Raw genomic sequence first — 15849 nt, forward strand, 5'->3', positions numbered from 1 at the left:
AATCTAGCTTGTGCCTCTGCTTGCTTTTTGATTGTTTCAATCCACGCACCTGTGATAGGTGCGAAAGCAAAGCAGCAGTACCGCCACCTTTTAACAAGTTTCAATCCACGCACCTGTGATAGGTGCGAACCAGCCCACCGACCCGTACCCGCGCCGTAATAGGCGTTTCAATCCACGCACCTGTGATAGGTGCGAATATTTTCAGGGTTCCAAGTTATCCAAACTTCTGTTTCAATCCACGCACCTGTGATAGGTGCGAAGCTCAATCGGTGTGATTGCCATGCACTATGAGGTTTCAATCCACGCACCTGTGATAGGTGCGAAACAATCAAAAAGAGCGTATTGCAGCATTAATTGATGTTTCAATCCACGCACCTGTGATAGGTGCGAACTTACGTATTGTTTCGTCGTCTGTTTCTTCTTTGTTTCAATCCACGCACCTGTGATAGGTGCGAACTCCCATATTCTTAAAAGGTACAACATGCCCGTGTTTCAATCCACGCACCTGTGATAGGTGCGAATATCACCAACACAAGTATGTTTAGACTTAACGGCGTTTCAATCCACGCACCTGTGATAGGTGCGAATTGCAAAACCTGTTTGATTGCCCACAGCGTATGTTTCAATCCACGCACCTGTGATAGGTGCGAACAACTACGACAAATCACATGAGTGGGTTTATAACGTTTCAATCCACGCACCTGTGATAGGTGCGAACGGTGATGCCTACAACACTTGACGATGTGATTGTTTCAATCCACGCACCTGTGATAGGTGCGAATCTGTTCTATTTCTGCCCAATCTTGCGGATTTAGTTTCAATCCACGCACCTGTGATAGGTGCGAAATTATTAAGAGCGAGTTTGATAGCGTTTGATAGTTTCAATCCACGCACCTGTGATAGGTGCGAATCAAAGCTTTGGCCAAACTTGGATAGTAAAAGCGTTTCAATCCACGCACCTGTGATAGGTGCGAAGATAAAGTGGCCTTACCACGGTCAACGATTTATGTTTCAATCCACGCACCTGTGATAGGTGCGAATATTGCGATGCACAGTATTACGTTGATTTGATAGTTTCAATCCACGCACCTGTGATAGGTGCGAAGAAATCCCCAAAAGTGTTTACGTTGATGGTATCGGTTTCAATCCACGCACCTGTGATAGGTGCGAATTTTAGACAAAAAAAACGCCCCACTCTAATTAAATTTTCAATCCACGCACCTGTGATAGGTGCGAATCAGGCTCTTTTGATGTTCAAGGCTTGCGAGAATTAGTTTCAATCCACGCACCTGTGATAGGTGCGAATGCTGGTCTTGGTCTTGCTTCTGCTGTCGTCATGTTTCAATCCACGCACCTGTGATAGGTGCGAACTAGCAATGGGTGGTGATACGTCTTCGATTCATGTTTCAATCCACGCACCTGTGATAGGTGCGAACTGGTAGGTTGCCAAGCGTCATCGCTGGCAGGTTGTTTCAATCCACGCACCTGTGATAGGTGCGAACCTTGGGGTTATATTTATGAATACCTAGAATGGGTTTCAATCCACGCACCTGTGATAGGTGCGAAAATGGGGATGCTTATACGTGCTACGACACAATGTTTCAATCCACGCACCTGTGATAGGTGCGAATTAATGCGTCTGTAGGGCTGTTTAAGCTCTTAGTTTCAATCCACGCACCTGTGATAGGTGCGAAGCTTTTGCACAAACACGATGAACATGCTGTCGTTGTTTCAATCCACGCACCTGTGATAGGTGCGAATCCAATTCATCCTCATAGTTCTTGACAGCGCAAAGTTTCAATCCACGCACCTGTGATAGGTGCGAAAACAGAACAACCAAGGCTATCAGCAGCCACAGCAGTTTCAATCCACGCACCTGTGATAGGTGCGAAACCCCTAAAGCAAGACAAGGTAGATAACAGCCTGTTTCAATCCACGCACCTGTGATAGGTGCGAAGAAGCATCACGCGCAAAAAACACCATTATTGCCGTTTCAATCCACGCACCTGTGATAGGTGCGAAGATTCTATTTATGTGCTATGTATCAGCTAAAAAGTTTCAATCCACGCACCTGTGATAGGTGCGAATAGATTGCTGCGCAAATCTGCGCCTGTTACGCGGTTTCAATCCACGCACCTGTGATAGGTGCGAAACAACAGGCGATGCAAGAGTTGTTGCAGCAGCTCGTTTCAATCCACGCACCTGTGATAGGTGCGAACTTTCATCTTATACGCTTGCTGACGCACTACTGGTTTCAATCCACGCACCTGTGATAGGTGCGAATGCCAAGGTTGTACCTATCAATATAAATGGTCAGTTTCAATCCACGCACCTGTGATAGGTGCGAATAGCACCTATTGCCAAACAGCTAGGCATGAGCTTAGTTTCAATCCACGCACCTGTGATAGGTGCGAAGCATTTAATGCTTTCTGCATTACCTTCTTTTTAGTTTCAATCCACGCACCTGTGATAGGTGCGAATCTAGCGTAACACCTGTAAACCAACATTTACAGTTTCAATCCACGCACCTGTGATAGGTGCGAACCCATATCTCTGAGTTTTCAGCACGAATGGTTGGTTTCAATCCACGCACCTGTGATAGGTGCGAAACCTCTTGCAAACTTGTAGCGACATGGCCTATCGTTTCAATCCACGCACCTGTGATAGGTGCGAACTCGCTGTTAAATTCAGTCCAGTGGGAAACGAGTTTCAATCCACGCACCTGTGATAGGTGCGAAAACCCCTGCTTGCTTGCCTCTTGCAGCCCATCGAAGTTTCAATCCACGCACCTGTGATAGGTGCGAATTAAACTCCTCAGGCTTAATGCCTGCCTTTCTAAAGTTTCAATCCACGCACCTGTGATAGGTGCGAAGATGGTCTAAGTTCTTAATTAGAGTGCTCATGCGTTTCAATCCACGCACCTGTGATAGGTGCGAACGCTACGCGCTATTGGCCGTGAGCTAGATAAAAACGTTTCAATCCACGCACCTGTGATAGGTGCGAACTCTCCAAACACACGATTAATCAATCGCTGCAAGTTTCAATCCACGCACCTGTGATAGGTGCGAAACGTTATAATTGACAGGCTCCATTACATCAGTCGTTTCAATCCACGCACCTGTGATAGGTGCGAAGCACCCGAGTTAATAAGATCAGCAGCAGCATCAGTTTCAATCCACGCACCTGTGATAGGTGCGAATTCCCCCTATCGGTGCTATCTTCATTTATGATGTTTCAATCCACGCACCTGTGATAGGTGCGAAACCGTCCTGATTTGCTAGAATGGTGTTATAGAGTTTCAATCCACGCACCTGTGATAGGTGCGAACATTCATTGCGACCAGAGGTATGTTTGGCGTCATGTTTCAATCCACGCACCTGTGATAGGTGCGAATCACCTAAAATGATTAGTGCTCTAGATAAGCTTGTTTCAATCCACGCACCTGTGATAGGTGCGAAACGGTGGCGCGTGCTGCTTTTTGCCAAGCAAGCAGGTTTCAATCCACGCACCTGTGATAGGTGCGAACGCAAACTAAGCCAGTACATCAAGTATGGCTTAGTTTCAATCCACGCACCTGTGATAGGTGCGAACATTAAGGTTGCTGAGAAAGCTAAAGTGCTTGAGTTTCAATCCACGCACCTGTGATAGGTGCGAACGTCATGATTGCTGTGTCTGGTGTGGCAACCGTGTTTCAATCCACGCACCTGTGATAGGTGCGAAGCTAAAGAAAACACGCTTGAGCCGACCTGACAAGTTTCAATCCACGCACCTGTGATAGGTGCGAAACCTGTATATTCAAAGTTACCATCTATCACGTTAGTTTCAATCCACGCACCTGTGATAGGTGCGAACAAAAGCTTTATATATCTATTAATAACCAGTTTGTTTCAATCCACGCACCTGTGATAGGTGCGAAGTTATGCAGCCAATCGACTGCCTGTAAGTTGTTGTGTTTCAATCCACGCACCTGTGATAGGTGCGAATTAACATCATTGCTAATGTATTGGTTATAAGGGTTTCAATCCACGCACCTGTGATAGGTGCGAACAAAGCGTCTGAGTAGTTCATGATTACGTCAAATGTTTCAATCCACGCACCTGTGATAGGTGCGAATCAAGGTCAACCTGAGCAACAAGCGTTACGCGAGTTTCAATCCACGCACCTGTGATAGGTGCGAAACACTGTCAGGTAAGACGCAGACAGCGTATGAGTTTCAATCCACGCACCTGTGATAGGTGCGAATGTTCTTAACCAGTAACGCTATGTTCGCATATACGTTTCAATCCACGCACCTGTGATAGGTGCGAACGGCAGTCCAGCCTATACCCGATACTATCAACACGTTTCAATCCACGCACCTGTGATAGGTGCGAAAAGCTACCACCACGCGCTTCAATTATGGGTATTGTTTCAATCCACGCACCTGTGATAGGTGCGAAGCTGATACTAAAACGAGCACAATCAAAGCTGATGTTTCAATCCACGCACCTGTGATAGGTGCGAAATGCCTATAAGCGACGACCAAGAGGTTAGGGATGTTTCAATCCACGCACCTGTGATAGGTGCGAAAAAGCGAATAGGAACGGTCAACGGATTATTACGGTTTCAATCCACGCACCTGTGATAGGTGCGAACGCTTGTGGGTCAATCATTAATCATTAATAACGGTTTCAATCCACGCACCTGTGATAGGTGCGAACTGGTGTCGCTTACATGATGGGTTTTGATATTGTTTCAATCCACGCACCTGTGATAGGTGCGAACTAGAGTCGTCTAGTGGATTTACCACCGGTGATGGTTTCAATCCACGCACCTGTGATAGGTGCGAAACCATGAATTTATTTTTGAAGGTTTGATATCAGTTTCAATCCACGCACCTGTGATAGGTGCGAAGACCCAAACACCCTGTTTGCTGATATACGCATGTTTCAATCCACGCACCTGTGATAGGTGCGAATCGATGCCGCCTCGACCTTCAATATGTATTAAGTTTCAATCCACGCACCTGTGATAGGTGCGAAAATACCTGATATTTCACCTTCACCTAAACCGTAAAGTTTCAATCCACGCACCTGTGATAGGTGCGAAGCTAAGGCTGTAAAAGGTTTAGCTGAAGGTTTAAGTTTCAATCCACGCACCTGTGATAGGTGCGAACGTTCACGATTGCGGGTGTTTATTCTGTCCACATGTTTCAATCCACGCACCTGTGATAGGTGCGAAGGCGTAACGACGGTTTATAGCAAGACACTAGCAACCGTTTCAATCCACGCACCTGTGATAGGTGCGAAAGAGTCATCTAGCGGATTTACCACCGGTAGTGGGTTTCAATCCACGCACCTGTGATAGGTGCGAATAGGCTTAACTTTTGAGTACATTAAGCTCGCTCGTTTCAATCCACGCACCTGTGATAGGTGCGAAGCTAGTGCAATACCTTCTTCTGACGTTTGGCTAAAGTTTCAATCCACGCACCTGTGATAGGTGCGAAAGGTATCCCAGAAGTAGAGATGCCCGACTACTGGTTTCAATCCACGCACCTGTGATAGGTGCGAAAAGTGATTGCTAAGCAGCAGGCTGAAAAAAGCGTTTCAATCCACGCACCTGTGATAGGTGCGAATTTTTAACAAGCGCGAACCAGCAGCCAGTGCCAAGTTTCAATCCACGCACCTGTGATAGGTGCGAAGCGACCGCGCCCAAATTATAAGGGAATGGTGCAGTTTCAATCCACGCACCTGTGATAGGTGCGAATCGCCAAAAGCATATCAAACGGGTTTTTATTGTCGAGTTTCAATCCACGCACCTGTGATAGGTGCGAAGGCTTGCATTACAACCTCAGCCGTTATGTAAGAGTTTCAATCCACGCACCTGTGATAGGTGCGAACGTGGAATGCCCCAATAAGTATATGATTAGGTGGTTTCAATCCACGCACCTGTGATAGGTGCGAATCTGATGTATCTGCAATACATTTCAACTTTGCAGTTTCAATCCACGCACCTGTGATAGGTGCGAACAGCCTCACCAAGTCGTCTTATGTGCATACAAAGTTTCAATCCACGCACCTGTGATAGGTGCGAACTTTCAGACCGCCAAAGTATACCAAGCAGGGCGTTTCAATCCACGCACCTGTGATAGGTGCGAATCCCAACGCATTGAGCACATATCACCGTTGCGCTGTTTCAATCCACGCACCTGTGATAGGTGCGAACGACAATCAGATAACCGTCTTTTCTGCCTAAATCGTTTCAATCCACGCACCTGTGATAGGTGCGAACAACAAATCAGCAGAGTTACTGATTGATTTTTGGTTTCAATCCACGCACCTGTGATAGGTGCGAACCGAATTAATGTAGTGATTGGTAGCGTATGCACGTTTCAATCCACGCACCTGTGATAGGTGCGAAGTTACTGCTGCCAATGAGCGTGCTGCTGCTGCTGTTTCAATCCACGCACCTGTGATAGGTGCGAACTGACCTTGCAGCCATTCCTGCGCCATCTGCGCGTTTCAATCCACGCACCTGTGATAGGTGCGAATCCTGCTCAAAACGTACAACTAGAGCTTGGCAGTTTCAATCCACGCACCTGTGATAGGTGCGAATGATGTTTCTCGGTATCGCTACACCCATGCGCGGTTTCAATCCACGCACCTGTGATAGGTGCGAACCACTCTGCCTCCTCTGCGGTAAATGCCGAGCCGTTTCAATCCACGCACCTGTGATAGGTGCGAACTGAAAGCCTTTATCGATGCCATGTATGAGAGTGTTTCAATCCACGCACCTGTGATAGGTGCGAAAAGCCTGAAATATCGCCGCCTGTCTGCTCGTAGTTTCAATCCACGCACCTGTGATAGGTGCGAACAGCTATAGCATCTTCGTATCTAGTGTTTTGAATCGTTTCAATCCACGCACCTGTGATAGGTGCGAATTTAATCGCTCAACCTCGCTGGCATCAGCTTGCGGTTTCAATCCACGCACCTGTGATAGGTGCGAATTTCGGTTTGGTCTGATAAACAGCAAAATATCTGTTTCAATCCACGCACCTGTGATAGGTGCGAAATTGCCTCTGTACGTACTTGTTGGCATCACTTGTTTCAATCCACGCACCTGTGATAGGTGCGAAAATCACCCTTAGCCAAATCATTTGGATGAATAAAGTTTCAATCCACGCACCTGTGATAGGTGCGAAATCAGCCAATGTGGGGTCTTTCTTCCCTGTAGGTTTCAATCCACGCACCTGTGATAGGTGCGAATATTTATTAAATCACCTATACGGTGAGTGATAGTTTCAATCCACGCACCTGTGATAGGTGCGAAAAGACCTGATATGATGTTATATTTAATACAATGTTTCAATCCACGCACCTGTGATAGGTGCGAATTCTTAGCTTCTACTACTTCATCAGTGTATATAGCGTTTCAATCCACGCACCTGTGATAGGTGCGAAATAGCCAGCTTTTAAGGCGCTCTGTGTTTGATTGTTTCAATCCACGCACCTGTGATAGGTGCGAATCATTGCTTGACCTGATATTACTTGCCATACTATGTTTCAATCCACGCACCTGTGATAGGTGCGAAACTGCTTAACGCGCTCGGTAAAGTTTCGTCATAAGTTTCAATCCACGCACCTGTGATAGGTGCGAAAGGGGTTGCATCAGTGCCAGCAGTGGCAGACAAGTTTCAATCCACGCACCTGTGATAGGTGCGAAGCAAATATATTTACCGATGACGGTGCATTATTAGTTTCAATCCACGCACCTGTGATAGGTGCGAATAGGGTAGGGGTGCTAGCAATGCCTTCTACTATGTTTCAATCCACGCACCTGTGATAGGTGCGAACATGACCACTTGAACCCAGTAGGGCAGGTGGTAGTTTCAATCCACGCACCTGTGATAGGTGCGAAAAATTTCACTCGGGCAATTTCGCCCTAAAAGAGTGTTTCAATCCACGCACCTGTGATAGGTGCGAATTGCCTTTGCATATTGTTTGACATGAATTTTACGTTTCAATCCACGCACCTGTGATAGGTGCGAATATGTTTTTGTACCGCGACGAGGTTTACAACGAGTTTCAATCCACGCACCTGTGATAGGTGCGAAATCATACCTACCAAGTCCACGCCCTCTATGAGCGTTTCAATCCACGCACCTGTGATAGGTGCGAAGTATAATAATTTGCCCATCGTTATAACTCCTATTGTTTCAATCCACGCACCTGTGATAGGTGCGAACCCTTCATCTAAACCCACGATTAAATCAGAAAGTTTCAATCCACGCACCTGTGATAGGTGCGAAGTGCTAGTACCGCCAATGTCGGCAAATCTTTGATGTTTCAATCCACGCACCTGTGATAGGTGCGAAAATGATGCTATTAATAAAAGCTCCGTCACTGTCGTTTCAATCCACGCACCTGTGATAGGTGCGAAGTCTTTAATCAATGCTTGGTCGGCTCGTTTAGCTGTTTCAATCCACGCACCTGTGATAGGTGCGAACTTTTGCCTTAACAATGCTTTTTAACAGACTTTAGTTTCAATCCACGCACCTGTGATAGGTGCGAATTCAAAACTATAAGGCATTGATTTATTGTTATGGTTTCAATCCACGCACCTGTGATAGGTGCGAACACTGACCATGCCATGATAGGCTGACTCGCATGTTTCAATCCACGCACCTGTGATAGGTGCGAAGCTTTGTAGCCTTGAAACGGACTATTTAAAAAGGTTTCAATCCACGCACCTGTGATAGGTGCGAACTAAGGCAGATTGGTAAAACTCTCTATCTGTCATGTTTCAATCCACGCACCTGTGATAGGTGCGAAGCAATCCTAGACGCGCTTCAAGCCACTCATCTGTTTCAATCCACGCACCTGTGATAGGTGCGAATCAAGACCTTTCAAGAGATTTACGAGCAAGTGGTGTTTCAATCCACGCACCTGTGATAGGTGCGAACAACCTCAAATGTCACTTGACGCTTTAAGCGGTGTTTCAATCCACGCACCTGTGATAGGTGCGAAGAAGGTAGTTTTTGGTCTAGTGTTAATTTTCCAGTTTCAATCCACGCACCTGTGATAGGTGCGAAAATACCTAAAGTGATGATACAAGCGCTACATAACGTTTCAATCCACGCACCTGTGATAGGTGCGAAAACTTAGATAATGAGATTGAGCGCAAGATATATGTTTCAATCCACGCACCTGTGATAGGTGCGAACCACTCTGCCTCATCTGCGGTAAATGCCGAGCCGTTTCAATCCACGCACCTGTGATAGGTGCGAATCGCGCCGTCGGAGTTTGTGGCAGTAGCTGAGGTTTCAATCCACGCACCTGTGATAGGTGCGAAATCCAGCCCCCATACCTTTTTGTCGCGTTCGTGTTTCAATCCACGCACCTGTGATAGGTGCGAAACCTCGGCTCTAGCCTCATTCGGTGACATGATTGTTTCAATCCACGCACCTGTGATAGGTGCGAAAGCCCATAGTCTAAGTCGCTAATAAGGTTAAGAAAAAACCTTGAAATTTGCGAACGTCTAAACCATAAGCGAATTTGGCAAGCATATCGCTTACCAAAACTTTATTGTCATAAAATATGGGTAATAAAATCAAGTTGTTAAATAGCATTGTAACCCTTTTGCGAATCCTCTAGAGATTTTATGTATGCTATAGGCTCGCATTGACCTTGTGATAGTCAAATATTACGTTTTGACGCTTATAAAGTAATTAAAACAATAAGACATCATTTAAGTCTAGCACAGGTTTTGCCCCAATGTGTTCCACTTTATTTTGCCAATTTTTACCAAGATAATAATAACGCAGACTGTCCACCTCAGGATTAATGATGTCTTCAAGCTTTGCTCTAAGTGTCGTCCATTCAGCAGGATTGACTTCGATCTCAAACACGGAGTACTGCACTCGTTGACCATAGTTTAGGCAATGCTTGGCAACGTGACGCAGACGCTTGGCACTGGAGGTGCCCTCTGAGCTAATATCGTAAGTGACCAATATCATCATAATAGTAACCTTTTTTCCTATTCTTATTTTGGTGATCTATTTCCATAAAAAAGGAATATAAGCATCGATATCGCCTCTGATATGCCGTGCCATGATTGTCGCTTGTAAGTGAGGTAATAACCCAAAGGGCACTGTTTCCTCAAACCACTCATGATAAATGGTTTGCTGTTTACGATCATGCCACGCCTTAAAGAAGGTTTGTCGCGCTTCATCTTTTAACCAAACCGCACCATTGGCTTCTTGTTTAAAATCAGATTTGCCCAATTGTTTTTTATTGATAAGAGACAACACAAAACGATCAACGATAGGACGGAACTCTTCAACCAAATCGAGTGCGAGAGAAGGGCGCCCGGGTCTTAATTGGTGAAACGCACCACAAGCAGGGTCAAGCCCAACGGCTTCGAGCGCACTACGGCAGTCATGCGTCATCAAGGTATAGGTAAAAGAGAGCAGCGCATTGACAGCGTCAGTGGGCGGGTTACGTGTGCGTTTGGGAAAGTGAAAATCAGGATTGCGGATCAGATGCGGAAACACACTAAAATAAACACTGGCCATCTCACCCTCACGGCCTAACAGGTCGGGCAAGTTTTGGGTCGCAAGAATTTTATTGAGTCCGTATCCTAAGCGTTGTTGCGCTGCTTCCAAACTATTAATAATGGGCGTATCCAATTGTGATTTATAGTCTCGTAGGTAGCGGCGGATGACTTGGCGCTGGTTGTGGACTTTGCCCAAAATAATACTGTGGCAAATAGGCTGAACCCGTTCAGGGTTATCACTGATACGGTACTGCTCACGGCGTAATAATACGTTGCCACTGACTGCGCCCTCGATACGCGCTTGGAACTTACCATATTGGTTGAGATGGGTAATGGTGATAGCGTTATCCGTACAATGCGCCATCAATGCGGGCGATATCGATACTTGCCCAAAACAGACAATTGCGTCTAGCTTATGAATGGGCACGCGACCTTTAACCTCATAATCAATGTTCATAACCACGTTTTCGCCCTGTTTGTTGAGCCAAGCCCCTTGAGTCTGAACGAATAACGTGTTTTTTAAAGGTCGCATATGAGTTCCTAAAGATTGGATTGAGTTCCTAACGCTACTTTGGTTTTGAATATCATTTTCTATTGTGCTAAGTTAAATAAGACAACGTTTAACTACTATCAAGGAATGAAATATGAGTAAATCTAACAACGAAGCTGATATGCAAAACCCGAATAAAGGTACTGACGGTACAAACGAAGCTTATGATCAAAATCAAGGTAATAAAGGCAAGCAGTTAAATCCACAAGAGCCTAAGAATGATGCTCAGCCTAAAGATAGTAACTAGTAACTAGTAACTAGTAACTAGTAACCAGTATTCTGAAAGATTAATACCACTATCAGTGATTGGTTTCATCCAAACTGCTCGCTATTTTTTTGGACAACCAAGCCGTTGCATTTTTATTAAATATTTTTGGATGACAGATGTCTTTAAGAGAGCAGTTGCGACACTTACTGGTGTTGTAGGTTGGTTTAGGCGTCTGTCCACTCTCTATAATGTGCCGACAGTCATTGATAGCGTCCAAGGTGATTTGTCGCAGTTCATCATCGAAATCGACAGCATGACGGCGACGTGTCTTACCGTAAAACAAAGCGCCTTTGGGAACGATGCACTTATGCATGTCTTCTAAACACAATGCTTGAGCGCAAAGCTGCACCTCATCGGCACGGTGCGATTTGGGTTTGCCGCGTTTGTATTCGATAGGAAACGGAATTTGTGTGCCTGTATCATCGGTGTGATATTCGACCACATCAGCAACCCCCTCTAAGCCAAGTGCGCGATGCCCAAGTGGTAGCGTGCGCACGGTCTTTATATTGCCACGCGTATCATGTCCGCCAGAGTTGACCTTTTCGTGCATGACTTGCCCTTCGGCAGTAAAGACATTTTCCGCCCACGCGCATTCAAGTTCAATCAGCGCAAACTGACGCGGACAGAATAAATAATGCTGCAAGCGGGATAGGTAAAGGGTTTGCATAAGGGTTCGGCTCTGAGTTAATAATAAGTTTTGAGTAAACCTTATTTGATAAAGTTTACTCAAATTTCAAAAGTTAAAAGGGCTTAAAACCCTTCAATAATCTCAGGCTCTAATCCTTCTAATACTGACTTTAACGCATCTTCATCAAATTCACCGTTATCATCAAGCAACTCCTTTAAACTGCGATGTACTTTAGCAGATGAGTGTTGCCCTGATTTGCTGCTATGCTCCCACCAAATGACCTTTTTGACCTGCATACTGCCTTCAGGACGAGCAGAGGAAGCGTCCCCTTCGAACAGCTTAGGGAGTATCTCTTTGATCTTGTCGGCATCAGCATCACTAAAGCCTGTACGTTCAGCCAGTTGTGGCGTAATCGCACCATAAGTCACATAGATGCCTTTATCCACGCGGTGCTTCATACCCATAGTGTCGCTGCCTTTTTTCGTACCATCGCCTTCACCACTGACGCTCTTGGTAATTTGGGTACTGGTGATATCAACAGGCTGTAAGCTAAAGGCAGATTGAATGCTGACGGGACCACGGATAGGAATAGAGACACCATCGGCATTCTTAGTATCCGCTTTAAAGGCAAACACTTGACCAAAAGCACGTACATCGAACCATTTTTCACAAGCCTTTTGCGCTGTTTCATCACGTTTGGCTTCAATGTTTTCTTTTTTGTTGGCTTCAAAAGCATTTTTGCCTAAACCAACGTCTTCGTCATAAGCACGATTTTTTAAGCTGGTCATGCCATCAGTTTTTTTTTCATCCGACTGTACAAAAATCGTTTCGCCCGCCTCTTGTAGTCGGTCACGGATTTTGCGTTTTAGACACACATCAGTAATCTCGCCATTCCCTGCAAAGTCAGTACGAGGACGGTTACCGTTTAGGGGGTCGCCGTTTGGATTGGCATTATTCACTGCGATAATGATGGCAAAGTCAATTTTATGGTTTAAGGTATTTTCGTTGGCGCTCATAAGGTTTCCTTTTATTTATCATTGAAAATAGGATGTCGCTAAGTGTTGACTGGATTATGCAGCATCGCTATCATTTTCTACTTTGGCTTTCGCGTGCTCTTTGTCTAATTTAAATTGCATTTTTTGGCTGTGATACCCTAATAAAAATTCTCCCGATAATGCCGAATCATCGGTAAAACGGTCGCTGGTAAACGCACTCATGATTTCATCAATCAGCTGCTGTTTTTTAGCCAAGTAGCCACCGCGATTGGACTTTAGGCGGTTTTCATAAGGCTTTAGTGCCAGCTCAATGTTGCGCCATGTGGTAAAAGGTCGATTGGCGAACTGTTGCATATAGCGCTGGGCGGTGGTGTTGCGCTTTTCTCCAGCGACATATAGCGCGAGGCTTTCAATATCTTCAGCAACTGCCAATAAACGTCCATACAAATAGTCTCGGCTGGTAAGCTCAGGTTGTAGTGCCACGGTATAGCTCCTTTTTTTATTGTCTGATTGTCTTAAATAATAGCCACGGTATAAGGCGCACGCCGTACTTAGCGCTTGTTCCCATTCCCAGTGCTCAAGTGCCAGCGGGTTACAAGCGCGTTTGATGCACAGCTCGACCAGCTGTCTAGGAAAGCGGCGTGCTTCTCCCTCAACGATACAGGGCAATACTTGAGCGACCACTTGTTTTTTTAGCGCATCGGACAGACGTGCACCATAGGCAACCTGCGCAATCTGTTTTGGGGTAGGCGATTGAATACCCAGTCGTTGCTGATTGCTGTCATCATCTCTATAAGTGTGATACCACGCAAACTGCGTATACCATGCTTGTAAGGCGTCTATATATTCACTGGGCATACTTTCATGGTAGTACGTCACTGCCATACGTCCAGGAGTTGCAGCTTCTAAGGTGATAATAGAGATTTGGTCATGCGCTTCAAGCTTTTGGCGATAGCCTTGTAAAGTATTGCGTAAATGTGTGGCAAAACGATAACCCAAGTCGTTAAGATGCTGAAACGTAGGTTCTGTACCTGATGCTTCGTCATCGTCATATTCTTCAAAGTCATCATCGTCATCGTCATCGTCATCGTCATTGTCAGATGTCTTAGATGCGTCTAGTACGTCCAGCGGTGCGGCGACGCTGGTTGGTTGCGGCACTTCAATACCTGATATTGACCATGCAACGATGGCTTGTCCCGCTTCTTCGCGTCCTTGTCGTGACAGCAGCCATGATAGCGCGGCGTGCGCCTTTTCGGTAACCACGGCGCTAATACCTGCTGCCTGCATACCTGTTGCATCGGTAAAGCGACCACGAAACGTGTAGCCTGTCGCATCATTAGCAGAGATGAGTTTGGCATTGGTCGCGCTGCGTAAGATGCGGTTGGGGTGCTTGCTGGCGAGCGGACTGGTGCCGCCAGTGATGTAACAAAAGCCATCGATACTGTCTAAAGTGGCGTAGAACTGCTGCCATGCGGCAAACAAGCTGTCATCACGCCATGTCTCGGTGACGTGCTGAGTAGGGGTGTCTAAACTACTGGCAATGACATTCCACGCGATAAAGGCTGCCCCTTGATCGAAGACGCCTTTGTTTTTATTGAGTGCTGATAAAAGGCTATCGGGATAATCGCTGGCTTGTTCAGGGTAGGCAAGCTTGCTTTTGTCATTAGGGTCAATAATCAAAACATGAGCGTCGATTAAATCTTTGACCAGCGTGCCTTTTTTAACATAAGTTAAGACGGCTCGTGCTTTGGGGTGTGAATATTCTGAGCTGCACCATGTAGACAACGAGTCTTCATATAGTGGGTACAAATCTTTTTTATTCTGACTGTAATCAAAAAAATCTTTAGCGACATATTGCAATTTATCGGATAGCGGATGTGCTACTGCACCCGATGTACGATTAGCAGAATCATTGGTCGCAGGAATGGCAAGGTATTTTGATTTGACTTTGCCATTGTCATCGCGGCACACCTCAGCGCGGACAAAATCGCCTCTGTCATTAATGGTGATGACAATTTGCACGTTTTGATTGACATGATAATAAGGCATCAGCTTCTGGTCTTGCGCTTGGATGTCGGCGTTTTGACTGGCAGCTTCATAGGTTTGGTAAAGTCGTTGTAACCAGCTCATAAAGAGGCCTCCGTCTGACTTACTGACTGCATGTTATTATCAAGCGCAAAGTCTTTGGCGCTCATAGTGCGAACAAAGCGGTTTGGCATTCCGTTTTGGGCATCTAGCGTTAAGTTGTCTGTAGGCTTTGGAAAATCAACAATGCCAAAGCGCATAATGGCTTGCCAAAATCTGCTATGCAGTGCGTCCAAGCCTGTCTCGTCAGGGTAGGCGAAACTATGAAACATCAAGCCATAACCCAGCTCATCAACGTCATCATAAGCCCCTGTGCCGCTACCAAACTCGCAAGGCTCGACATAGCCTTGACACTCGCGTGTACCTAAAAATATATCTTGGCGTCCGCCTTTATCCAGCATACGCTGGGCAATACTGTAATGTTTGCCATCGATGCGGTCAGCGGCCAACTCGGGGCGGTGCATGTTCCATTCAAAATGTGCTTGCACTTGATAGGCGACATCATGCAAATAAGTGTAATACGCTAAATCGTTGCCGCTTTCATTAAACTTAATCGGCTTGACGCCTTTGGTCTGTGTACGGATAGGATTGATAACGCGCACTCTGTCGATATACCAGATGATGGAAGGTTTCCAGTAAATAGATTTACAAACCCCCTTTAACGCCTCATAAGTTGGCAGATGATAGCTGGTTTTTTCGCCACCAATACGGGTGATGGGGTCGGTAAACAGGGCATGACGCCCTGTAAGTAAAAATTCAATTTGGTTTTTCACAGTTTCTCCTTTTACTT

The 15849-nt window shown here is 45.8% G+C and carries 7 protein-coding genes and 1 CRISPR repeat array (1 of these 8 only partly in view); of the genes, 1 reads left to right on the top strand and 6 read right to left on the bottom strand.

Translation table 11 applies throughout. The features are described 5' to 3' along the window. Positions 1-9459: direct repeats of the CRISPR family, unit length 32 nt; unit sequence GTTTCAATCCACGCACCTGTGATAGGTGCGAA; it begins 98 nt to the left of the window's first position. A gap of 247 nt (positions 9460-9706) precedes the next feature. Continuing rightward, positions 9707-9997 carry a CRISPR-associated endonuclease Cas2 gene (cas2, locus tag I3255_RS03035; RefSeq protein ID WP_238036723.1) on the bottom strand — a complete coding sequence of 97 codons (291 nt, stop codon included), beginning with the start codon at positions 9995-9997 and terminating at the stop codon, positions 9707-9709. A 36-nt stretch (positions 9998-10033) separates the two neighbouring features. Further along, entirely contained in the window at positions 10034-11065 is a 1032-nt protein-coding gene (gene cas1c, locus I3255_RS03040; protein ID WP_238036726.1) for a type I-C CRISPR-associated endonuclease Cas1c, read from the bottom strand. Positions 11066-11177: 112 nt separating this feature from the next. Between cas1c and I3255_RS03045 the strand changes: the two genes are divergently transcribed. Next, positions 11178-11330 (top strand): hypothetical protein, encoded by a 153-nt coding sequence (locus I3255_RS03045; RefSeq protein WP_238036728.1) that lies wholly within the window; start codon positions 11178-11180, stop codon positions 11328-11330. 52 nt (positions 11331-11382) lie between these two features. On the opposite strand, the gene cas4 is transcribed toward I3255_RS03045, so the two are convergent. The 4 genes from cas4 to cas5c form a co-directional block, all read right to left on the bottom strand. After that, positions 11383-12018 carry a CRISPR-associated protein Cas4 gene (cas4, locus tag I3255_RS03050; RefSeq protein ID WP_238036730.1) on the bottom strand — a complete coding sequence of 212 codons (636 nt, stop codon included), beginning with the start codon at positions 12016-12018 and terminating at the stop codon, positions 11383-11385. Positions 12019-12101: 83 nt separating this feature from the next. Continuing rightward, positions 12102-12995 carry a type I-C CRISPR-associated protein Cas7/Csd2 gene (cas7c, locus tag I3255_RS03055; RefSeq protein WP_238036732.1) on the bottom strand — a complete coding sequence of 298 codons (894 nt, stop codon included), beginning with the start codon at positions 12993-12995 and terminating at the stop codon, positions 12102-12104. Between the two features lie 54 nt (positions 12996-13049). Next, a complete protein-coding gene (gene cas8c / locus I3255_RS03060; RefSeq protein ID WP_238036734.1) occupies positions 13050-15104 on the bottom strand; it encodes a type I-C CRISPR-associated protein Cas8c/Csd1 in 2055 nt (684 codons plus the stop codon). Further along, positions 15101-15832: a type I-C CRISPR-associated protein Cas5c gene (cas5c, locus tag I3255_RS03065; protein WP_238036735.1), complete on the bottom strand. Its 732-nt coding sequence runs from the start codon at positions 15830-15832 to the stop codon at positions 15101-15103. The genes cas8c and cas5c overlap by 4 nt, the downstream gene beginning before the upstream one ends. Positions 15833-15849 lie beyond the last annotated feature (17 nt).

The organism is Psychrobacter sp. Ps6, from assembly GCF_022129235.1.
In the GTDB taxonomy this organism is placed as follows: Bacteria; Pseudomonadota; Gammaproteobacteria; order Pseudomonadales; family Moraxellaceae; genus Psychrobacter.